This window comes from Streptomyces sp. NBC_00726 (assembly GCF_045161735.1).
Taxonomy (GTDB): domain Bacteria; phylum Actinomycetota; class Actinomycetes; order Streptomycetales; family Streptomycetaceae; genus Streptomyces.
Genome location: NZ_CP108983.1, coordinates 6,617,261 through 6,638,336 on the forward strand (window position 1 = coordinate 6,617,261; position 21,076 = coordinate 6,638,336).

Sequence of the window (21,076 nt, forward strand, 5' to 3'; positions counted from 1 at the left end):
CCGCACGCGTGGACGGCAACGAAGGAAAGAGGTGACGTGATGCTCCGCAACGGCCTGGAACCGTGGCACCTGATCATCGTGGCATTGGTGGTCCTCATGGTGTTCGGCTCGAAGAAGCTCCCCGACATGGCCCGCTCCCTGGGCAAGTCGGCCCGCATTCTCAGGAGCGAGGCCAAGGCGATGAAGGCCGAGGCGAGCGCCGATCCCGCCGCGCCGGGGCACTCGTAACACCTGCGCCGACAAGGGGCCGGGGCGACGGACAACGGGCCGTCACCCCGGCCTCTTCGTGCGCCCTAAGCCGCGCGCACGACGGCCTCGATGTGGCCGAGGTGGGCCGCGAGGATGTCCTCGAAAGCCGCCTGGTGGTCCGTCTGGAGCGGGCGGAGGTCACGGGCGAAGTGCGCCAGGGCGGGGAAGCGCTCGGGGTCGGCGCCCAGGACCGCCACCCGGAACAGCTCCCGGCCCTGCTCGCGCTCCTCCGGGGTGAGGGTGTCGGCCCCGGCCTCCGAGGCGATCAGCGAGGCGATGAGGACCACGATGCGGTGGTAGCGCACCGGGATCTCCGCGTCGGCCAGCCCCGAGGCGCGCAGCGCCTGAAGCACCTCCTCCACGACGAGCCGTGAACCCGTGCCGCTCGACACGTAACGTGCCCAGACCGCGGCGAGCTGCGGCTGCAGGCGGAAGGCGTCCCGCACGCGCAGGGCCAGGGTCATGAGGCGCTGCTTCCAGTCGCCCTCGGGGCGGTAGCCCTCCATGGCGGTCAGCAGGACCCGGTCCGCGACCGCGCGCAGCAGCTCCGTCTTGCTGCGGAAGTGCCGGTAGAGGCTCGACGAGTCGGTCCCGAGGACCGCCGCCAGCTTCCGCACGCTGAACGTCTCCGTCGCGCTCGTACGCAGCAGTTCAGCCGCCGCGTCCAGGATCTCTTCGCTCGTCCAACGCCTTCGGCCTGCCATTCCGCTCCTCTCGCCGGCCTCCAGCCTAACCTATGCACTTGGTGTTGCACGCGGTGCGTGCATAATGGGTGCATGAGCTTGCCGGGCGGCCCGGCAGGAGGCGGACCGGCGTGTGCGACCGCCGGTCCCGGGGGCTACGAAGGGACGCACGACGTGAACAACCCACTGGATTCCACAGCACTGGACGCGGCCATCGAGAACGTGCACCGCGCGGGTGTGCCCGGCCTGTTCGCCGAGGTCCGGCACGGCGACCGGATCTGGCGCGGCGCGGCCGGCGTCGCCGACACCGCGACCGGCCGGCCGGTCGACGCCGGGATGCGCCACCGCGTCGGCAGCGTCACCAAGACGTTCACCGCCGCGGCGGTCCTGCGGCAGGCCGAGCGCGGCCGGATCGAACTCGACGCACCGGTCGGCCGCTATCTGCCCGGCCTGGTGCCGGGGGAGCGGGGTGAGGCCATCACCGTACGGATGCTGCTCGACCACACCAGCGGCCTCGCCGAGTACCTTCCGTACGCCTATCCCTCGCTGAAGGCGTTCCCCGTCATCGCCGAGACCGGGCCCGAGAGCCTGGACGACCACCGGTACACGCGGTGGGAACGGACGGACCTGATCGCCATGGGCGTCGACGCACCCGCCGCCGGCGCTCCGGGCGGTGCGCCGGGGCTGTACTCCAACACCAACTACCTGCTGCTCGCCGAGCTCCTGGCGCAAGTGAACGGCACCACGGCCGAGGAGTGCATCACCCGCGAGGTCATCGAGCCCGCCGGGCTCACGGACACCGCGTTCCCCACCGGGCCGGAGATCGACGGACCGCACTCACGGCTCTACGAGGCGTGGTTCGGCATGATCGAACCGCCGCGCGACTACAGCGTCTTCGACATGTCGTGGACGGGCCCCTCTGCCTCCCTGATATCGACCGTCGCCGACCTGAACCTCTTCTACGCCCAGCTCCTGGCCGGAAAGATCGTCACCCGGTCCTCACTGGACCGGATGCGACGCACCAACCCGGTCATCTCCCAGGAGGGCCGGATCATCGCATACGGCCTCGGACTGCACCCGGCGGAAGCACCGGGCCGGGACACCTTCTGGGGCCACGGCGGCACGGTCTGGGGCGGCGGCACCCTGGCCATGACCCGCGCCGACGGCCAACGGCAGATGGCGGTGGCGGTCAACCTCCAGCGGTGGAACAGCCTGGACGCCTCCGGCAGGCCGCGGCCCCACCCCGTCGACGCGGCACTGGAAGCCCTGTACCGGGTCGCGATGTACGGCTGACCGGTCACTCGCACAGGTGGCGCGGACCGTGTACGCGCAACTCGTCCAGCACCGTGGCCCTTCCGGGCGGCGGGGTGAAGATGCGCAGGCGCTGGTCCGCCGCGGGGGTGGCCAGCACCTCGCAGTCCAGGTCGATCCTGCCCAGGTCGGGATGGATGAGCCGGTACGGATGCGACCGCCGTACGGCGACCTCGTGCCGGTCCCACAGTGCGGCGAAGTCCGGGCTCGCGGCCCGGCACCGCGCCACCAGCGACCGGGACGCCGCGTCGTCCCCGCGCCGGGCCGTCGCGGCCCGCAGGTCGGCCACCAACTGCCGCGCCTGCTCCCCGTGTTCCTCGGCCGCGAAGTGGCCGCGCACCACCGGATCGGTGAACCAGCGCAGGACGATGTTGCGGTCCTCCTCCGCGACCGAGCAGACGCAGCCGAACAACGCCAGCGCCAGGTTGTTCTGCGCCAGCAAGTCGCCCAGGTCGCTGACCACCTGAACGGGCACCCCGTCCAGCCGGTCCAGCAGATACCGCAGGCCCGGGCGCAGATACCCGCCGGCCCGCGCGCCCTCCGGCGGGCGGTGCCCGGCCAGTACGTACAGATGGTCCCGCTCGTCCTCGGTCAGCCGCAGCGCACCCGCCAGCGCGGCGAGCACCTGGACCGAGGGCTGCGGGCCACGAGCCTGTTCGAGCCGCATGTAGTAGTCGGCGGACATCCCCGCGAGGACGGCGACCTCCTCGCGGCGCAGCCCCGGTGTCCGCCGCCTCGGCCCCTCGGCCAGCCCGACGTCGCGCGGTGTCAGCCGCCCCCTGGACCGGCGCAGGAAGTCGGCGAGCTCTGGACGCTTCGGTGTCATGTCGCCCTCAGGATATCGGCCCCGGGCCGCCGCATCCTGGGACCGCCGGTCCTAGGTGAAACGCTCCGCTCCCGGCCGGACGCAGGCGGCGGCACGATCGGCACAGGGCCCGTCCGGGGCCTGTCCGGCACACAGATCGGCGGTCGCACGATGAGGGAATCCACGCTGTCCGTTCCGGGCGCGCGACTGCGCCACACCGTCCGCGGCGAAGGCCCCCTGCTCCTGCTCATCGCCGGAGGCCACCACGGGATCGACGCCACCGAACCCCTGGCACGCCATCTCGCCGACCGGTACACCGTCGTCACCTACGACCGGCGCGGCCTGTCCGGGAGCACCACCGAAGCCCCCGCGAAGACGCTCGCCACCCACGCCGACGACGCCTCCCGCCTGCTCCGCAGCCTCACACCGGAGCCCGCACTCGTCTACGGAACCAGCCTCGGCGCCCTCCTGGCGCTGGAGCTGACCACACGTCACCCCGAGCAGGTCGCGGCGGTCGTCGCCCACGAACCGCCCGCCGTGCGACTGCTTCCGGAGCCCGCGCAGGGCATCGGGCCGCTGCTCGCCGTCGAGCGGACCTTCCGGACACAGGGCGCGGAGACGGCCATGCGCGGGTTCGCGGCGGGCCTCGGCGTCGACCCGGCCGACTCCGAGCCCGGCCTCCCACCATGCACTCCGGGTCCGGACCGCCTGCGGAACATGGAGGTCCTGCTCACGTACGACCTGCCGGCGATCAGGGCCCATGTCCTCGACCCGGCCGCGCTCGCCGGCTCACCCGCACGCGTCGTGGCCGCCGCCGGCGAGAAGTCGGGCCGCCTCTGGACGTACACATGTGCCGCGCTTCTCGCCGGCGCGCTGGGGACGCGTCTGGAGACGTTCCCCGGCGGCCACAACGGTTACGTGTTCCGCCCACGCGCCACCGCGGACCGGATCCACGAGGTGCTCGGTGTCACTCGAAGAACTTGAGGCTGTATCCGGTGTCGGTGTTCGGCCCGGGGACATTGGCGCGGCTGTATGTGGTGTTGCCCCACCAGCAGAAGGAGCCGGTGTACCAGTAACGGTTCTCCCAGCTGTACGGGGTTCCCTTGGGCACCGCGTGGAACATCAGGGGGAAGGTGGGACCGGCCGGCGGGCTGGTGGCGATGTCGCCGTCGAGCAGTACGAAGGTGTGGTGGCCCGGCCCGTTGACGTACAGGGTGGGATCCCAGCCGGCCATCATGGTCGCGCGGTTGGAGCCGAACAGGCAGCCGTTGGACTTGTACCAGTCCCACACGTACGTCGGGTCACCGCCCGCCCGGAGCCGCAGTTCCGCGATGCAGTACTGGTCGCTCCAGCTGCCGTTGGCGGAGTAGGTGATGTGCAGCTGCCCGTTCGGGTCCTTGATCGCTTCCGGGCCCTCGTTGATGAAGGGGTTGCCGACGACGCGCTCCCAGCTCTCCCTGGGCTGGGAGATGATGTACCGGGCGCCCGTGGGGGTGGTCGGGCTGCTCATGCGCGCGATGTAGAGGTTCTGCTCGACGTTGGTGGTGCCGGCCCAGCCCGACCAGACGAACCAGCGCTGTCCGTTGAACGTGAACATGGTGCCGTCGATCGCCCACTTGTCGTCGGGCAGGGCGAGTTTCGTCGCGGCGGTGTAGCCGCTGTCGGGGGCGGCGGAGCTGATTACGTACATGCGGTGGGCGGTGCCCCGGCCGGCCGAGAAGTAGACGTAGTAGCGGCCGCCGTCCCGCACGATCTCCGGAGCCCAGATCTCACCCAGGTTCCCGGTGTCCGACCACACCTGCCGGGCCGCGGCCGAGGCCAGACCGCCGGTCGAGGACGCCTGCCGGACGCTGATGCCGCCGCCCGTCGACTGGACCGAGATGTACGTTCCGCCCACGCGCAGCACGCTGGGGTCGGCGCCACGGATGGCCGTCTGCCCTGCCTCGGCGGTCGGGGCGGACATGAGTGACATGGTGAGGGCCAGAAGCATGGACAGCGCGAAGGCTGCCACACCGGACATCCGGGAGAGTCTCATGGCTTCCCTTCCCCGTACGGGGGTTCGTGGAGGGACGGACTGACTCCATGACCCTATCCGCGAACAGGCGTGTCCATGTCAAAGCGGGCCCGTCTCACCCCTCGCAATCCTCAATGAGGCGGCTGATGACACCGTGCAGGATGTCCGCCCGGGCCCGGTCCTCCCGCTGCTCGCGCAGCGCGCCTTCCACCGCACCGAGCCTCCGCCGCGCCTCCGGGTCCCCGTCCATGGCCCGGTCCACGAGCGGCGAGGAGGCCAGCTCCAGGCACTCCGCCAGCCGCAGCCGGGTCGCGGTGACCGGCGGGCCGGACGGGGGCTCGGCGAACCCGTCCGTCAGATACCGCGCGGGATCGCCGAGGCGCCACCCGGCCACCACCCCCTCGTAAACCAGGAGGTCCACATCGGGGGCGACCCCGAGCCGTGCGTCCGGCTCCCCGCCGAGAAGGCCGACGTCCGCGAGGCAGGTCAGCGCGCGGGCCCCGGGGCCGCAGTGGAAGACCGTGGTCTGCGGCATGCCGAACTCCCCGACGGCATCCGCGCGGAGCCCGGCCGCCCGGGCCGGCGGCCCGTCCTGGAACGAGGGGCCCTCGGGGACGTACCGCGCGGGCACGAAGAACGTGAGACTGCGCAGCTCACGGCTGTCGCGGTCGAACCGCATGTACTCGTCCTGAGACCACAGCCACCGCATGCTGCCGAATGTCTCCGGCAGCTCCCGCTCGCGCCCGGCCGGGTCCGCGTACCCCGCCACGATCAGCTGGAGATCGCGGAAATCGAAGCGGGGGGCGAACGCGAGGGGGCTGTCCGTCGTCGTGGCGGCCATGCCGTCGCCGACCGTGACCTTCACCGTGGTCGTCGCCTCACTTGATGCGCCTCGCGGCCGGCAGATAGCCGCCCTTGGTATCGCGGATCTTTCCGTTCACGATGTCCTCGTGGGTCATCGGGGGCTGCGGGTCGTCGGGCGAACCGCCCAGCGCCTTGGCCCCGGACTCGCCCTTCTTCCCGGAGGGGCCGTAGCCCGTGATGACGTCGCCCGCGCCGGCGCCCGGACCCTTCGTCACCACGATGTCCTCGCCCTTCCGGAAGATGAGGTTCCCCCGCTGCCCCTGAGAGAGGTACACCGCGTCCGGGGCCTTGAGGATCTCCGCCACGCGCTCGTCGCTGAAGTGGGGGTGGTAGTTGCTGGACTTGCGCACCTTGCCGTCCCCGGCCCGCTCGATGACGGTCTCCGCGGCCTTCACCGCCTTGGCGTCGGGGCACTTGGCGCCGGTGAAGAACCCGGCCCATGAGGACGGACGATGGTGTACGAGGGCGGCAGAGCGGATCGGCCCGGCCGGCTCGGTGACACCTCCGGAGCGGGCCGAGGCGCCCGAGGCCGAGGTGCGGAGCGCGCAGCCGCCGGTGTCGCGTTCCTCGCGCACCTTGTCGACCAGCTTCTTGACCTCGGTCCTCGCCAGGGCGTAGGCGTTGATCAGGGTGTCGGCGCGGTACGGGATCCGGTACTCGACGCGCCGGCCGCCACTGGCCCGGGAACGGGCCCGCGCCTCGTTCTTCTTCTGCGTCTCGACCGAGGAGAAGGTGGGCCCGGCACCCGGGTTGGAGCAGGACAGGCTGCCCGAGACGGATGTTCCGGAGACCGCGAAGGAGCTCTGCGGGCTGGTGCACCGGCCGGCGGACCTGCCGTCGATGCTGAAGGAGGCGGTCATTACCGCGGTGACCTTGCCGCTGATCAGGCGGCTCTTGGCGCTGGTGGTGATGTGTCCGGAAAAGCTGTTCTTCGCCGTGCAGCCACCGGAACCGCACTTCACCGTTCCGCCGCTGCTGAGGGTCAGGGCGATGCCGCCGTCGGTGGCGTTCTTCAGCTCCTCCGTCTGCTTCTCCAGCGTGTCGTACATGGGGTCGACGGCGTCCTCGGCGACCGGCGCCAGGTCCAGCCCCGCGGAATCGCTGTCCGCCAACGGGCCGTCCGTCAACGTGGGAAGCTCGGGCGGATCCTCGTCCTCGGAGTCCGCCCGCGCGAGGACGGCCGCCTGCCGGACCGAGGCCGCTTCGGCCGAACCGTCCGACGTCCCTCCGGTCCGGGAGGGGCCGTACGACTCAAGGCGCAGCACCCGGTGGGGCTTCCGCTCCGTGACGAGCAGCCGGCCCGCGGAGGTGTCCACCGCGAGGGCAGGGGTGCCGTCGACGGCGGGCGGCTGCGCGGACTCGCTGGGGGCCGGAGTGCCCTCCAGCCGGTCGAGCGCCTTCGAGAGCGCGGTCGCCAGGTCGGGCGGGGCCGGCATGTGCCCGACCGTCTCCCGCGTGACGCTGTCGCTCTCGTCGGCGGCCGCCCACGCGCCGGAGCCCGAGTCCTTCGTCCGGGTGAACGTCCTGCCGCCGATGTGCAGGACCTCGCGGGCGAGTCCGGAGCTCCCGACCTCCACGGCGCCGAAGCGGCTGCCGGACGCGGTGACGGTGATGTCCCGCTTCAGCAGGTCGTCACCGGAGTCCCGGTACCGCAGACCGGGGGCGTCCGCCAGCGCGGTCACGGCCTGCCGGAACGGCCTCAGGTCCCGCTTGGCCACCGGCTCCTGCGACCCCGGCCCCCCGTGCCAGACCAGCAGCCCGGCCACCAGCCCCGCGGCCAGCACCCCGACCCCGCCGAACAGCAGCAGCCGCTTGCGCCGCCGGGCGGGCGGTGGCTGCCCGGGGCCGTACTGCGGTGGCTGCCCGGGCCCGTACTGCGGCGGCCCGTACGGGTATTGCGGCGGCGGCCCGTAGGGCGAGCGCGGCGGCGGTACGGCCTGCGGCGGCCCGAAGGCCCCGGGCGGGGCGGCGTACGGGGAGTGCTGCGGCGGGATGTCCGCGGGCGGCGGCCCGAAGACCCCGGCCGGCGGGGTGTACGGGGCGCCCTGTGGCGGGCGGTCCGCCGGGGGCCGGTACGCGTCTTCGTGGTCCGTCATGAACTTCCCCCGTGGATGGTCTGCTGGCCGCTGATCGCTACAGGAACAGTGTGGGGGCGACGCCCCCTCGCGCCACCGGAATTCGGACACCGGACCCGGGTCACGGCAGCCGGTCGACCAGCCCGTCGACGTACTCCGGAGTGAGCGGGCCCATGCCGAACAGGACCCGGCTGTACATCGGGGCCAGCACGTAATCCAGCACGGTGAGCGCTTCGGGCGCGGACTCGCCCCGCTCGTGGGCGCGGTCGAGCATGGACTGCAACTGCCGGATGCGCTCGGTCCGCAGAGCGTCGCGCGCCTGTACGCCCTGCTCGCCCGCGTTCGCCAGGGCGACTGCCAGGTGCAGGACCGCAGGTCCTTCGGGCCCGGTGATCTCGCGGGCCACCTGGGAGGCATACGTACGCAGGTCGCCGTCCAGGCTCCCGGTGTCGGGCATGGGGGAGCGCGCGTTGAGACGGTTGAGCGCCACATCGCAGAGCAGGGCCTCCAGATCGCCCCACCTGCGGTAGATGCTGCTGTCGGCCACGCCCGCGCGGGCCGCGACCTCGCCGACGGTGAAGTTTCCGTAGCCGCGCTCGCTGATGAGCTCGGTGACGGCCTGGTGCACCTGCGCGCCGACCCGCGCGCTGCGCCCACCGGGCCGCCGGGCTCGCTGTTGCTCCTCCATACACCCACCTTAACGCAGGAGCCGCTTGCGTTTAAGGCGCACCCCTGCTTACTGTCGACTAACGCAGTCATCGGCTGCGTTAGGGGTTGTACGGCGACCCGTGCCGACCACGGCCGGGCGCGTCTCACAGGGGGAGAGGGATTCCCATCACCGCATCGCATACGACCGCAGGCAGCCGGCGGAACCGCGCCCTGCTGCTCACGGTGACCTGCCTGGGCCAGTTCATGGTCCTGCTCGACAACACGATCGTGGGAGCGGCGCTGCCCGACATGCAGCACCGCCTGCACCTGGAACTCACCGGCCTGCAATGGATCGTCGACGCGTACGTCCTGCTGGTCGCCATGCTGCTGCTGTCCGGCGGCATCTTCGCCGACCGCTTCGGCCGTAAACGCGTGTACCTGACCGGCGTCGCGGTGTTCACCGTCGCATCGGTGGCGTGCAGCCTCGCGCCCTCGCTCGGCTGGCTGGTCGCCGGCCGGGTGCTGCAAGGCATCGGGGCGGCCGCGCTCAGCCCCGCCTCGCTGGCCCTGCTCGCCGCCGCCTACCCCGTGCCGCAGGAACGCGTCAAGGCGATCGGGCTGTGGGCCGGCCTCAGCGGAGTCGGCCTGGCCGCGGGCCCCGTGATCGGCGGCGTGCTCACCGACGCCTTCGGATGGCCCGCCGTCTTCCTGGTCAACCTGCCCATAGGCGCGGTCCTTCTCCTGGCCGGACTGCGCCATCTTGAGGAGGCCCGCAATCCGGATGCCCCCGCGCTCGACATCCCCGGGACGGCGCTGTCCGTCCTGGGAGTGGGGGCGCTGGCCTACGGTCTGATCGAGGGCGGGGCGCGCGGCTGGACGTCGCCGCTCATCCTCGGCAGCTTCACCGCCGCGGCGCTCCTCCTCGTCGCCTTCACAGCCGTCGAAGCACGCCGCCGCGCACCGATGCTGCCGCTGCGGCTGTTCCGGGAGCGCCTGTTCACGGTCTCCAACACCGCCATGGTCGTGGTGGGCTTCGCGCTCATGGGCGCGACGTTCTTCTTCTCCCAGTTCTTCGTGTACGTCCAGGGCAGCTCGATCCTGCGCGCCGGCCTCCAGACCCTCCCCGCCACCCTCGCCATGGTGATCGTCAGCCCGTACGCGGGCCGCCTCGCCGCCCGGCACGGCTTCCGCGTCGTGGTCACCGCCGGCCTGGCCCTGGCCGGGCTCGGACTGCTGGCGCTCGGCACGGTGCACGCCGACACGGGTTACGGGAACGTGTGGTGGCGGCTGGCGGTCGTGGGCATCGGCTTCGCCCTGACGATGTCCCCGCTGACGGGCGCCGCCATCCAGGCCGTCAGCCCGCAGGAGGGCGGCCTCGCCTCGGGTATCAGCAGCACCACCCGGCAGATCGGCGCGGTGCTCGGCGTGGCGGTCCTCGGAGCCGTGGTCCGCGCCCGGCAGTCCGGCGGGGCGTCCTTCGGGACCGGCCTCGACAGCGCCTTCCTGACGGCGGGAGCCATCACCCTGGCCACCGCCGTGTTCACGGGCATCTGGCTGACGAAGGCCCAGCCCACGGAAGGCGCCGCCGCGCCGGCACGGTCCACCGAAGCGCCGAAGACCACCACAGCGGACAGCCGTTGAGAGCCCGGGCGCATGTCCCGGCCCCGCCTCCCGGCCGCACGCCGTAAGCCGCTATCGGGCGCCTGAACGCCGCGTCAGGCGACCGGCCCCAGACGCATCGCGCCGGGCCCGCGGCCGGGGGTGTTGGTGCAGCGGTGGTCGCCCGCGGGCTGCTGGAGTTGCAGGGTCAGGCAGGTGCCGAGCGCCTGCTGCCCGTAGCTGTTGGGGTGGAGGGATTCCTGCCGCTGACCTTGGCCGGCGCCGCTGGTCACGAAGCGGATCCACTCGCTGGTGGCGCCGCTCGGCGGGTGCGCCAGGTCGGCCTGCCGGGTGGTCGTGGAGCACACTTCGCGCCCCTCGAAGGAGCGCGACAGGTCGAGGAACTCGGCGCCGGCTTCCCGGGCCGCTCCTGCGAGCGTGGTGCTGATACGGGGCACGAGGTCGTCGTGCGCCCAGGTGAGGTCCTTGTCGAAGAACGGGCAGCCGCCGGAGGTGAGGCGGTCGTACTTCTCGCCGGGGTAGCGCAGGCGGGCGGCGTCGGGCAGCGGCGACGGGTAGGACTGGAGGACGAGACGGTAGGAGCCGGCCGGGTGCCCGGCGCGGGCGAGGGCGGTCTTCACATCGGCCAGCGTGTCGACCGCCGCCTGCCGGACACCCGGCAACCGCTCGGCGACCTGCTGCGACGCCGTCGGCGTACAGGGAGAGCCGCCGAAGGGCTTGACGAAGTTGCTCGCGCAGTCGGTGATGATGCCGGAGAAACCGAGGTCGTTGCCGCCGATCGACACCACCACGGCGCGCACCGGGTGCCCGGTCACCGCCTCGCGGAGCTGCGCCGCCTGCGACGGCTCGCCCTTGAACGGCTTGCCGCCGTGCTCCGGCAGCAGCACCGCCGTGGAAGTCGCCCCGGAACAGGCGAGGTTGAGGCGGTGTACGTCCAGCGTGAGCGACTGGACCTCCGCCACGTCGGAGCGGTTGCAGCCGTTGTCGTAGGAGGCGCCGTACACCCGGTGCGGGTCACTGGCCCGGGCATCCGGGTCCCAGGCCCGGTCGGTGCGCGCGTAGCCGCTGCCGGACTCGTTGCTGTTGCCGGCCCAGCGACCGGCCTCGCCGGAGATGAAGCTGTCGCCCAGGGACACCACCCAGGACGTGGCGGCGGCGCGGGCGTTCTCGGACGGGGACGCGGACACGGAGCCCGCCGCTGCCAGGACACATGCCGAAGCGGCCGCGAGCGCCAGCGTCCTGGAACGTCGTGAGGAGGAAGGAGTCATGCCCGTGATGTCGGCAGCGGGACCGCGAGAAATGAAGGCCGAGCCCCGTTTGCAGCCGATTGGATCAGTGCAAGATCGTTTCGCCCCGCCTTCCGGCTCCCGTACGAGTCACCCCGCGTCGCCGTGCCGCCCACCCGGCTGCCAGGCGTCCATCGGCTCCTCGAAGACCCCGCCGTCGTGGTTGACCGGCAGAACGAATTTCGCCATCACGTACTCCCGTTGTCAGCTGTCAGCTGTCTGCGGGTCCCGGAAACGAGAAGTAGAGCGCGTCGGCGTAGAACGACGCGAAGTGCCGCTGCCAGTCGGCCCGTACGGAAGCGAGCCAGGCGTCGTCGCGGCCGGCGATTGCCGCCTCGGCGAGGGCGACGGCCTCGGGGACGTCCTCGGACGCCAGACGCCGTACGCTCTCCGCCGGGTCGTCGTCCGTCATCGAAACGATCTCACCCGTTTCCAGCAGGAAGAACTTCGCCTCCTGCTTCTCCAGGTGGGCCGTCGTCCTGGCCACGCACTCGGCGAACTCGGCGTCGTCCTCCAAACCGTCGCCGACCGCGCGCAGGACGTCGCGGAGCAGCGCCGTCCCGGCGGCGTAATCCGCCGCGATCCCGATCGGGTGGTTCCAGATCACGGACGGGACGATCCTCGTCCCGCGCCCCACCAGAAGCTTGTGCGCGAGCGGGATGTCCCAGTTGTGCTCGGATATGCAGCGGATCCGCTGCGGGATGTCCGCGTCGCTCGGAACCGAGTCGGCGGAGTAGAGATACGAACGATTCGCCATGGTGGCGAAGCTAGCACCGGGGACTGACAACGCCGCCGGACAAGTCCCGCGCAGCCGGGAGAGCCAGTGCATGATGACCGCATGAGCACGCCTTCCGACCTCACCGTCACCCTCGTACGGGGCGACATCACCCGCCAGTCCGTCGACGCCGTCGTCAACGCCGCGAACTCCTCGCTGCTCGGCGGCGGAGGTGTGGACGGGGCGATCCACCGCCGGGGCGGCCCCGCGATCCTCGCCGCCTGCCGGGAGCTGCGCGCCTCGCGGTACGGCAAGGGGCTGCGCACGGGCCGGGCCGTCGCCACCACCGCCGGAAAGCTTGACGCCCGCTGGGTCGTGCACACGGTCGGCCCGGTGTGGAGCAGGACCGAGGACCGGTCGGCCCTGCTGGAGTCGTGCTACCGCGAATCCCTCCGCGTCGCGGCGGAACTCGGGGCCCGTACCGTCGCCTTCCCCGCGATCTCCACCGGCGTCTACGGCTGGCCCATGGACGACGGAGCCCGCGTCGCCGTCCGCACCGTGCTGATGGAGGCCGCGGCGCCCGTCGAGGAGGTGCGGTTCGTGCTCTTCGACGCGGAGGCGTACGGGGAGTTCCAGGCGGCCCTGGCGGCGGCCCGGCCCTGAGGAAGGCTGAATCCGCGCCGGTGCCGGAAGTATGAAGCAGTCGTGAAGACCCTGCGGAAGCGTTGTCAGTGGGGCCGCTTATGCTGCACCGAACGATCAAGCGTGACCAGGGGAGGGCGCGGCATGTTCGGCAAGCTGTTCGGCAGGGCTGAGGAGAGAACGGCGGCCGGCCCGCACGCGCTTCCCACCCCGCGCAAGCAGAACGGGATGTACACCCTGCGGGCCCTGGGGGACACCCGGGTCCTCGCCCTCGTGGGGGCGGCCGGATTGGGGGACTGGGAGGCGGTCAAGGCGGCACTGACACCCTTCGACCTCGGCCGCGACCACCAGATCCTGAACGAACTCGAAGAGCTCGGCCGCGTGCAGACCTGGATCGGCCGAGCGGTCGAGGAGGACAAGGAGCACCGGGCGACCGCCCTGCTCATCGCGGGAGCCCGCCACATCAAGTGGGGCTGGGAGGCGCGCACCGCCGCCCGTGCCTCCCAGGTGACGGAGCAGCAGTGGCGGGTCTTCCACAAGCGGCTCCGCATCGGCGAGGAGCAGCTGCTCGAAGCGGCCGAGCTGAGGCCCGAGTGGGTCACACCATGGCGCCGGCTCCTCACCTCCGCCCGCGGCATGTCCCTCGGCGCCGACATCACGGAGGCCCGGCTCGACGCGGCCCTGCGCCGCGCTCCGCTGGACCTGGAGACCCACATCGAATGGATCTCCCAGTTGCAGCCCCGCTGGGGCGGTGAACCGGGCCAGGCGCTGTGGTTCGCCCGCGACGCGTACGCCCACGCGCCGGAAGGCGACCGGGTCGGCTGCGTAATACCCATGGCGCACATCGAGGACTGGGTCGAGTCGGACGAGACGAACTGCCTGAAGACCGACGAGATCCGGGAAGAGCTGCGCCGCGCCGCCGAGCACAGCATCCTCCACCCCGCCTACGAACGGCGCCCGGGCTGGCAGAACGACTTCAACATCTTCGCGATGGCCCTCTCGCTGGCTGGCGAGCGGCAGGCGGCGAAGCGGGTCTTCCACGCGCTCGACGGTGCCTTCACCAGCTGGCCGTGGGCCTACTTCGGCGAACCCGAGAAGCAGTTCGCCCGCCACCAGCGCCGCGCCTGACCACCCACAGGCCCCGGGGCCCGCCGTCCGGGCCCGCACCCCATCACCCGCTCCTCCCTCTCCGGACTGCCTGATGACATCGCCCGACACCACCTCACGACAGACCGGCGACGACCGCACCTTCCAGGTGGATCTGCGCGGCCTCGTCGACCTCCTCTCCCACCACCTCTACTCCAGCCCGCGCGTCTACCTGCGCGAACTCCTCCAGAACGCCGTGGACGCGCTGACCGCCCGGCACACCCTCGAACCCGGCGCCGGCACCGACGCGTTCGGTATCCGCCTGTACGCCGACGGGGCCGTCGTCCGCGTCGAGGACGACGGCGTCGGCCTCACCGAGACCGACGTCCACGCCTTCCTCGCCACGATCGGCCGGAGCAGCAAGCGCGCCGAACGGATCGCCGAGCAGCGCGGCGACTTCATCGGCCAGTTCGGCATCGGACTCCTCTCCTGCTTCCTCGTCGCCGACGAGATCCACGTCCTCAGCCGCTCCGCCCGCACCCCCGACGCACCCGCCGTGGAGTGGCGCGGCCGCGGCGACGGCAGCTACACCGTCCGCACCCTGCCCGCCTCCGCCCGCCCCGCCCCCGGCACCACCGTCACCCTCACACCACGCGCCGACGCGGGCGAGTGGACCCGCCCGGCACAGGTCGCCGCCCTGGCCCGGCACTTCGGCTCCCTGTTGCGCCACCCGGTCACGGTGGACGACGGCAAGGGCGGCCCGGCCGCCCGGATCAACCCCGAGCCCGCGCCCTGGGCCCGCCGCCACCCGACCCCCGGAGCCCGCTCCCGCGCCCTGGCCGCCTACGGCACGGAGGTCTTCGGGTTCGAACCGCTGGACACCCTCGATCTCGACCTGCCTGCCGTGGGGCTCAAGGGCATCGCCTGCGTGCTGCCCGAGACGGTGCCGACCGGCCGCCGCCACGGCCACCGCGTGCACGTCAAGGGCATGCTGCTGTCCGAGCAGGCCGAGGAGATCCTGCCGGAATGGGCGTTCTTCGTCCGCTGCGTGGTCGACGCCGAAAGCCTGCGCCCCACGGCCTCCCGGGAGGCCCTGTACGAGGACGACACCCTCGCCGCCGTCCGCGACGCCCTCGCCGAAAAGCTGCGCGGCTGGATCTCCCGCATCGCCGCCAGCGACCCGGAACTCCTCGCCCGCTTCCTCGGCGCCCACCACCTGGCCGTGAAGTCCCTCGCGGTGCACGACGACGGGATCCTGCGGATGCTGCTGCCCTGGATCCCGTTCGAGACCACCGACGGCTCCACCACCCTGGACGAGTTCGCCCGTAAACACCGCACCGTGCTCGTGACCTCCAGCGTGGAGGAGTTCCGGCAGGTCGCCGCGATCGCCTCGGCCGCCGGGCTCGGCGTCGTCAACGGCGGCTACACGTACGACAGGGAACTCGTCCACCGGCTCTCCGAGCTCCGGCCCGAGGTCAGCGTCGCCGACCTCGACCCGGCGACGCTCACCGCCCACCTCGACCCCGTCGACCGCGAGACCGAACTCGCCGCGGCGCCCTACCTCGCCCTGGCCCGCGACGCCCTCGCCGTCTTCGACGTCGACGTCGCCCTGCGCACCTTCCAGCCCGCCTCCGCCCCGGCCCTCCTCATCGACAGCCGCGACGCCCGGCACGAGCGCACCCGCTCCCAGCTCGCCCGCGAACAGCAGGGCGGGGTCTGGGGCGACATCCTCGGCGCCCTGCGCCAGGAGGCCCCGCGCGCCCAGCTGATCCTCAACCAGCTCAACCCACTGGTCCGCACCGCCGCCGCCATCACCGAACCGGAACTGGCCCGCACCAGCGCCGAAGCCCTGTACGGACAGGCCGCGATGCTGTCCCGGCGCCCGCTCAGGCCCGCCGAGACGAGCCTGATCAACCGCTCCTTCCTCGATCTCCTCGCCCACGCCCTCCGCAAGGACAGCTGACGATGCCGACCGCACCCCAGAACACCGACGAGCTGTACGACGCGCTCCAGGAGAACCAGCGGCGCCCCTACGGCCGCGCCCGCACCATCGCAGCCGAGGAACTCGCGGAAGCCGCCGAGCGGTTCGAAGACCCCCTGGCCCTCGTCCGTACGCTCTTCGAGCTCCAGGAGGCGTACACGTACGGCTCCGAGCCCCGCAAATCGCCCGTAGTCTTCGCCCGCCTGCTCACCCTCTTCGACGAGCAGCCCGACATCTTCACCGACCGGCTGCACCACCTGCTGTTCTGGCGGTTCAAGTGGGTGGCGAACTCCCTGCGCGCCCTGCCCGAGATCCCCCTGACCAGCCTGCGCCAGTGGCTCACCGAAATGCGCGGCCGCTACGAGAAGGCCGGCCTCGGCCTCCAGCCGTACTACGCCCAGACCTACCAGCTCGCCGCCCACACCGGCGAGGACACCGCCCCCGCCTACGAGCTGTGGGCGGCCCGCACCCGCACCCCGCTCAGCGACTGCGAAGCCTGCGAGATCTGCGAACGAGCCCTCCACCACCTGGAGGGCGGCGACGACACCCGCGCCCTGCGCACCTGGGCACCCGTCCTCGACGGCAAGGAGAGCTGCCAGGAGGAGCCCGCCCGCTCCCTCTCGTACGCCCTGCTGCCGCTGCTGCGCACCGGTGCCACCGACCGCGCCCGCGAACTGCACCTCGCCGGCTACCGGGGCTGCCGCCGCAACCCCTCGATGGCCGGGGAGGCCGGCCGGCACCTGGAATTCTGCGCCCTGACCGGCAACGAGGCCCGCGGCCTCGAACTGCTCGCCGAGAACCGCGTCCTGTTCTCCGAGGTGGACTCGCCACTGGACCAGTTCGACTTCCTCACCGGCGTGGAGGTCCTTCTGCGGCGCGTCGAGTCCCTTGGCCACGGGGAGCTGCCGGCCGCCGGATACCCGGGCCGCACCTGGACCGTCGCCGCACTGTCCGCCGAGGTCCGGGAGCGCGCCGACGACCTCGCCGCCCGCTTCGACGCCCGCAACGGCACCACGGCCCACGCCGACCGCCGCAAGGCCCGCCTCGACCGCGCACCGCTGCTCGACGCGCTGGAACTGACCCTGCGCACCCGAGCCCTCGAAGACCTGTCCCCGGCCGCCCCGGCCACCGCACCCCCCGCCCCCAGGACGCCCGCCGTCCCCGACACGGTCCCCGAGCTCATCGCCCGGGCCCGCGAACTGGACGAGCAGGGACACCCGGACGCACAGCCCTGCTGGGACCGGCTGCGCACGCTGGTCGCCGCCCGCGACTACACCCACCCCGAGGACCCGGCCGTGGGCCCGCTCGTCAGGCTGCGCGCGGACCTGCTGTCCGACGAGGCCACCGACGCCGCCCACAGGGATGACGACGCGCAGGCCGCCGCCCTCTACGAGGAAGCCGCCGGCCTGTACGAAACGGCCGAGCTGCCGGGCGACGCGGCGGTCGCCCACGCCGCCGCCACGCTCGCCCGGACCGAAGCCGACGGCGAGGAGAAGGCCGACGCCGAGGAGAAGGCCGAGGGGCTGACCGCCGGTCACGCGCGCGTGGTCCGGCTGCACGAGGACACGCCGGGGCTCACGCCGTGCCAGGAGGGCCGCCTGCTGCGCATGCGCGCCAGCGCGCTCTGCCTGCGCGCGCAGCTCACCAGGAGCGACGAACACCTCGCGTCGGCGGCCGCCGAAGTGGAGCAGCTGCATACGTTCGCCACCCGGCACGAGCTGGCCGTCCAGATATCCGGCGCCGTCCTGCTGCGGGCCGGCACCTACGCGCTCTCCGGCGACCTGCCCACCGCGCTCACCGTGCTCGACGCACACGTCGACCACCTGCGGCAGCACGGCCCCGCCTGGCATCTGCCGCGCACACTCGGACTGCGGGGCCGCTTCAAGATGGGCGCGCGGGACGCACAGGCCGCGTACGCGGCACTGTCCGAGGCCGTACGTGTGGCGGCCGAGTGGCCGGCCAGGATCTCCGACACCGCCACTCTCCACGGCGACCTGGCCGAGGCGTGCATGCACGTGGGCCACCCCGACGAGGCACTGCGCCACCTGACGCGCTCCGCCGAGCTGGACCTCCGCCAGGGCAAGCGGACGGACGCCTTCTGCACCTACAGCAACGCCGCCCAGCTCAGCCTGGACCTGGGCCGGGTCGAGGACTCCATAGCCCTCCTCGACTCCGTCCTGGCCGAACCGGACGTCGCCGCCGGAGAGCTGGACGACCGGCTCACCGCCCAACTGCGCCTGCTCCGCGCCCGCGCCCTGCACGCGGGGGACGACCTCAAGGCCGCCACGACGGAGCTCGTCGCCCTCGCCGCCGAGTCGGCGGACTGGGACGACGACCCCGGGAGCCACGCCATGATCGCCGCCGAGACGGCCGTGCTCCTCGGCGAGGCCGGCGACTTCGACCGGGCCGGCGACGCCCTCGATCAGGCGCTCGCCGCCCACGCCCGCGCCCCACGCTACGAACAGCTGAGCAACGCCCTGCGGGAACTCGCCCGCCTCCAGGCCGAGCAGCAGGGCGCCGACGGCCTCACCGACGCCCTCGCCCGCCTCGCGGACGCCGGCCGGATGGCCGACGAGGCGCGCGCCGCCGGATACGAGCCCCGGGGCCGCTCCCTGGAGACCGCCCTCGCCTACGAACACGGCCGGGTCCACGCCTACGCCGAACAGTACGAGGACTCCCTGACCGCCCTGGAGAAGGCCCTCGGCATGCTCGGCGAGCCGGGACCGGAGAACGCCGGCGAATGGGCCGAGTGCGTCCGCCTCGCCGGCGTCGTGGAGGGCATCTACCTGGAACGCACCGCCCCCGCCCTCACTCGCCTCGACACGGCGATCCCGCGCCTGGCCGCCCTGGGCCACACCGAGGAAACGGAAGCCCTGACCGCCCTGGCGACCCGGTTCCGCGACGAGGAGTGACACGCCGAGCCTCACCGGGCCTCCGCGCACACGGAGGCCCGGTGAGCCCCCGGGAACGAGGCACGTGCACCGTCAATGCCGCGGTGCGACCTCCACCGAGAGGTCGTTGTCGAGGGTGTAGTACGGGCGCACCGACACCCCTCCCAGCGTGGTTGCCGGGTAGACGAACACCGTCTTCCGGTCCGCGACGTCGTCCAGCAGCCGGGCGACCCGCACCCGCGGAGCACCGGCGCACGGGTGGACGAACACGTCCCAGACCGCCGGTGCACCGCCCACCGCTTCCGCCAGGAGGTCCGCGTAATCCACCGTGAACGAGAAATCCCGGTCCCCCTCGGCGCTCAGCGCGAACCGCGCCATCGCGGACTCCCGCCCGCGCCGGATCAGCGACACCTCCGCGCCCTCGCCCAGCCCGGCACCGTACAGCCGCGCCATTACGGCCATCGCGCCCGACCCGACGGTGATCCGGCCGGCCTCCGCGTGCGTGGCGCGCCGCCAGGCCCGTATGGCGAGCCGGCCGTCCTTCGTCGCATACGGGATACGGACCGCCACCGGCCCGCCCCGTACGGCATCCCCACCGGACACCAGCCCGCGCAGATCGCGCAGGCCGGGCAGCAACGGCACACGCTCCTCACCCGGCCCGGTCACGACATAGGCATCCCAGCGCCCTTCCTCAAGGGAGGGAGCGGCCTCCAATACGGTCTGCCACTCGTCCGGCCCCACAGGCTCCAGTACGAGCGAGCGCCCGGCCTCCTCCGGCCGCCCCTTCTTCGGGCGCGGCTGAAGCAGCAGCCGCGGCCGCGCCGAGGCGGGCAGGGGCAGCCGGACACGTACGAGCAGACACCCTCCGTCCCGCACCGTCACCGCGCCACGAGGCTTCTCCATCAGCCCGTTCACACCGTCGCCACTCATCGCCGCGCCTTCCGCGCGGCCCTCATGACACTGCCGGCCGCGATGAGCATCGTGTCCCTGGCCGCGAAACCGCTGCTCGCCAAGGTGCGGCCGGACCCGGCCACCGCCCGGCCCTCACGCCGGGCGGCCAGCAACTCCTCGAACAGCCCTTCCGCCCGGGCCACGACGGGGACGGGGCCGTAACGCCGGGAATTCACCACCGCGTTACGCCCCATACGGCGGCGCAGCTCGTCATCGCCGACGAGGTCCAGCAGGGCGCCGGCCAACGCGTCCCGGTCTCCGACGGGCACCAGCCGGCCGTCCTCCCCGTCGGCGATGATCTCACCCGGGCCGTAGGCACAGTCGGTGCTCACGACGGGCAACCCGCAGCGCATCGCCTCGACGATGGTCATGCCGAAGGACTCGAAACCCGAGGTCACCGCCGCGATCGACCCCTTGACCCACTCGGCCTCCATCGGGGACACCGCACCCATCAGGAAGACGTTGTTGTACAACCCGAGCCGGTCGATGAGCGCGCGCAGCCGCTCCCGCTCCTCGCCCCTGCCGTAGATGCGCAACTGCCACTCGGGATACGCCGCCACGACCGCGGCGAAGGCATCGACCAACAGGTCGAACCGCTTCACCGGCGCCAGCCGCCCGGCGGCCACCACGATGCGCCCCCGGCCGTCCGCCGGTGCGAGGACCGGGGCGGGCACACTGTTGGGCAGCGCCTCCACACGCACACCCGGCAGCCGCATCCGGCGCCGGTAGACGGCCGAGTCGGCCTCCGTCACGGGGGTGATCGCGTCCAGCCGCGGATAGGCCCGACGCAGCGCCCTGCGCAATCGCGGGGGGTGATGGTCGTGCGCGAGGTGCTCCTGCCCGACCCGCACCGACCGCGCGGGCCCGTGGAGCGCCAGGTGGACATTGAGCCCGGGCCGCGTCCCCACGACGACATCGGCGTCGAGCGAGGCGAGCGCCTCGCCGATACGCTCATCGGTCAGCGCGCTGTACTCGCCGTAGCGGTACTCCGACGCGGGGAAAACCCTCGCCGGTGTGAGGTGTCGCGGATCGTCCCTCTCGTGCCGCAGATCCACCAGGGGCCGTAACCGCACCCGCGGATCGAGTGCGATGCTCGGGCGCTCCCGGTTCCGGAGCACGGAGATGACCTCCACCTCGTGCCGATCAGCCAGTGCGCGAGCCAGGTTGAACGTGGTGGTGATCGTCCCTCCGATCGCGTACGCGTTGTGTATGAGGAAGGAGATTCTCATGCAGTACAGGACGACCACCCCAGACG

18 protein-coding genes are annotated in these 21,076 nt (G+C 72.4%); 8 read left to right on the forward strand and 10 right to left on the reverse strand.

Features of this window, described 5'->3' with window-relative positions; translation table 11 throughout:
- Positions 1-36: 36 nt before the first annotated feature.
- Positions 37-228 carry a Sec-independent protein translocase subunit TatA gene (tatA, locus tag OG338_RS29360; protein WP_405940244.1) on the forward strand — a complete coding sequence of 64 codons (192 nt, stop codon included), beginning with the start codon at positions 37-39 and terminating at the stop codon, positions 226-228.
- A 65-nt stretch (positions 229-293) separates the two neighbouring features.
- On the opposite strand, the gene OG338_RS29365 is transcribed toward tatA, so the two are convergent.
- Complete coding sequence (locus OG338_RS29365) at positions 294-953, reverse strand: TetR/AcrR family transcriptional regulator (protein ID WP_405940245.1); 660 nt, start codon at positions 951-953, stop codon at positions 294-296.
- A 153-nt stretch (positions 954-1,106) separates the two neighbouring features.
- Here OG338_RS29365 and OG338_RS29370 point away from each other — a divergent pair, with 153 nt between their 5' ends.
- Entirely contained in the window at positions 1,107-2,225 is a 1,119-nt protein-coding gene (locus OG338_RS29370) for a serine hydrolase domain-containing protein (protein ID WP_405940246.1), read from the forward strand.
- A gap of 4 nt (positions 2,226-2,229) precedes the next feature.
- Here the strand turns inward: OG338_RS29370 and OG338_RS29375 are convergent, their stop codons facing one another.
- Positions 2,230-3,069, reverse strand: coding sequence for a helix-turn-helix transcriptional regulator (locus tag OG338_RS29375; RefSeq protein WP_405940247.1), 840 nt, complete (start codon positions 3,067-3,069; stop codon positions 2,230-2,232).
- Positions 3,070-3,219: 150 nt separating this feature from the next.
- Here OG338_RS29375 and OG338_RS29380 point away from each other — a divergent pair, with 150 nt between their 5' ends.
- Positions 3,220-4,032, forward strand: coding sequence for an alpha/beta fold hydrolase (locus OG338_RS29380; protein ID WP_405940248.1), 813 nt, complete (start codon positions 3,220-3,222; stop codon positions 4,030-4,032).
- Here the strand turns inward: OG338_RS29380 and OG338_RS29385 are convergent.
- The 4 genes from OG338_RS29385 to OG338_RS29400 form a co-directional block, all read right to left on the reverse strand.
- Positions 4,016-5,068 carry a glycoside hydrolase family 43 protein gene (locus OG338_RS29385; protein ID WP_405940249.1) on the reverse strand — a complete coding sequence of 351 codons (1,053 nt, stop codon included), beginning with the start codon at positions 5,066-5,068 and terminating at the stop codon, positions 4,016-4,018. The two genes, OG338_RS29380 and OG338_RS29385, sit on opposite strands and share 17 nt — an antisense overlap.
- Positions 5,069-5,177: 109 nt before the next feature.
- A complete protein-coding gene (locus OG338_RS29390) occupies positions 5,178-5,927 on the reverse strand; it encodes a hypothetical protein (RefSeq protein WP_405940250.1) in 750 nt (249 codons plus the stop codon).
- 13 nt (positions 5,928-5,940) lie between these two features.
- On the reverse strand, positions 5,941-8,022 hold the full coding sequence (locus OG338_RS29395; RefSeq protein WP_405940251.1) for a hypothetical protein: 2,082 nt from the start codon (positions 8,020-8,022) through the stop codon (positions 5,941-5,943).
- A 100-nt stretch (positions 8,023-8,122) separates the two neighbouring features.
- Positions 8,123-8,689, reverse strand: coding sequence for a TetR/AcrR family transcriptional regulator (locus tag OG338_RS29400; protein ID WP_405940252.1), 567 nt, complete (start codon positions 8,687-8,689; stop codon positions 8,123-8,125).
- Positions 8,690-8,835: 146 nt separating this feature from the next.
- Here OG338_RS29400 and OG338_RS29405 point away from each other — a divergent pair, with 146 nt between their 5' ends.
- The gene (locus OG338_RS29405) at positions 8,836-10,290 is read left to right on the forward strand and encodes an MFS transporter (RefSeq protein WP_405940563.1); all 1,455 of its coding nucleotides are present in this window, start codon (positions 8,836-8,838) and stop codon (positions 10,288-10,290) included.
- Positions 10,291-10,364: 74 nt separating this feature from the next.
- On the opposite strand, the gene OG338_RS29410 is transcribed toward OG338_RS29405, so the two are convergent.
- Positions 10,365-11,537: a GDSL-type esterase/lipase family protein gene (locus OG338_RS29410; protein WP_405940253.1), complete on the reverse strand. Its 1,173-nt coding sequence runs from the start codon at positions 11,535-11,537 to the stop codon at positions 10,365-10,367.
- Positions 11,538-11,766: 229 nt separating this feature from the next.
- Positions 11,767-12,312 carry a hypothetical protein gene (locus OG338_RS29415; protein ID WP_405940254.1) on the reverse strand — a complete coding sequence of 182 codons (546 nt, stop codon included), beginning with the start codon at positions 12,310-12,312 and terminating at the stop codon, positions 11,767-11,769.
- Positions 12,313-12,393: 81 nt separating this feature from the next.
- On the opposite strand from OG338_RS29415, the gene OG338_RS29420 reads away from it, so the two are divergent.
- The 4 genes from OG338_RS29420 to OG338_RS29435 all read left to right on the forward strand — a co-directional run bounded on the left by OG338_RS29420 (position 12,394) and on the right by OG338_RS29435 (position 18,891).
- Positions 12,394-12,933, forward strand: coding sequence for an O-acetyl-ADP-ribose deacetylase (locus tag OG338_RS29420; RefSeq protein ID WP_405940255.1), 540 nt, complete (start codon positions 12,394-12,396; stop codon positions 12,931-12,933).
- Positions 12,934-13,056: 123 nt separating this feature from the next.
- Positions 13,057-14,040, forward strand: coding sequence for a hypothetical protein (locus OG338_RS29425; RefSeq protein ID WP_405940256.1), 984 nt, complete (start codon positions 13,057-13,059; stop codon positions 14,038-14,040).
- 73 nt (positions 14,041-14,113) lie between these two features.
- The gene (locus tag OG338_RS29430; protein WP_405940257.1) at positions 14,114-15,961 is read left to right on the forward strand and encodes an HSP90 family protein; all 1,848 of its coding nucleotides are present in this window, start codon (positions 14,114-14,116) and stop codon (positions 15,959-15,961) included.
- A gap of 2 nt (positions 15,962-15,963) precedes the next feature.
- On the forward strand, positions 15,964-18,891 hold the full coding sequence (locus OG338_RS29435) for a hypothetical protein (protein ID WP_405940258.1): 2,928 nt from the start codon (positions 15,964-15,966) through the stop codon (positions 18,889-18,891).
- 72 nt (positions 18,892-18,963) lie between these two features.
- Here OG338_RS29435 and OG338_RS29440 read toward each other — a convergent pair whose 3' ends face one another.
- Positions 18,964-19,800 carry a hypothetical protein gene (locus OG338_RS29440; RefSeq protein WP_405940259.1) on the reverse strand — a complete coding sequence of 279 codons (837 nt, stop codon included), beginning with the start codon at positions 19,798-19,800 and terminating at the stop codon, positions 18,964-18,966.
- On the reverse strand, positions 19,797-21,050 hold the full coding sequence (locus OG338_RS29445) for a glycosyltransferase family 4 protein (protein ID WP_405940260.1): 1,254 nt from the start codon (positions 21,048-21,050) through the stop codon (positions 19,797-19,799). Before OG338_RS29445 ends, OG338_RS29440 begins: the two co-directional genes overlap by 4 nt.
- Positions 21,051-21,076 lie beyond the last annotated feature (26 nt).

Bases quoted from the DNA above. Each gene is read 5' to 3' on its own strand.
- OG338_RS29365 (WP_405940245.1), bottom strand. From the start codon at position 953: ATGGCAGGCCGAAGGCGTTGGACGAGCGAAGAGATCCTGGACGCGGCG.
- OG338_RS29375 (WP_405940247.1), bottom strand. From the start codon at position 3,069: ATGACACCGAAGCGTCCAGAGCTCGCCGACTTCCTGCGCCGGTCCAGG.
- OG338_RS29380 (WP_405940248.1), top strand. From the start codon at position 3,220: ATGAGGGAATCCACGCTGTCCGTTCCGGGCGCGCGACTGCGCCACACC.
- OG338_RS29385 (WP_405940249.1), bottom strand. From the start codon at position 5,068: ATGTCCGGTGTGGCAGCCTTCGCGCTGTCCATGCTTCTGGCCCTCACC.
- OG338_RS29395 (WP_405940251.1), bottom strand. From the start codon at position 8,022: ATGACGGACCACGAAGACGCGTACCGGCCCCCGGCGGACCGCCCGCCA.
- OG338_RS29400 (WP_405940252.1), bottom strand. From the start codon at position 8,689: ATGGAGGAGCAACAGCGAGCCCGGCGGCCCGGTGGGCGCAGCGCGCGG.
- OG338_RS29410 (WP_405940253.1), bottom strand. From the start codon at position 11,537: ATGACTCCTTCCTCCTCACGACGTTCCAGGACGCTGGCGCTCGCGGCC.
- OG338_RS29415 (WP_405940254.1), bottom strand. From the start codon at position 12,312: ATGGCGAATCGTTCGTATCTCTACTCCGCCGACTCGGTTCCGAGCGAC.
- OG338_RS29420 (WP_405940255.1), top strand. From the start codon at position 12,394: ATGAGCACGCCTTCCGACCTCACCGTCACCCTCGTACGGGGCGACATC.
- OG338_RS29425 (WP_405940256.1), top strand. From the start codon at position 13,057: ATGTTCGGCAAGCTGTTCGGCAGGGCTGAGGAGAGAACGGCGGCCGGC.
- OG338_RS29430 (WP_405940257.1), top strand. From the start codon at position 14,114: ATGACATCGCCCGACACCACCTCACGACAGACCGGCGACGACCGCACC.
- OG338_RS29435 (WP_405940258.1), top strand. From the start codon at position 15,964: ATGCCGACCGCACCCCAGAACACCGACGAGCTGTACGACGCGCTCCAG.
- OG338_RS29440 (WP_405940259.1), bottom strand. From the start codon at position 19,800: ATGAGTGGCGACGGTGTGAACGGGCTGATGGAGAAGCCTCGTGGCGCG.
- OG338_RS29445 (WP_405940260.1), bottom strand. From the start codon at position 21,050: ATGAGAATCTCCTTCCTCATACACAACGCGTACGCGATCGGAGGGACG.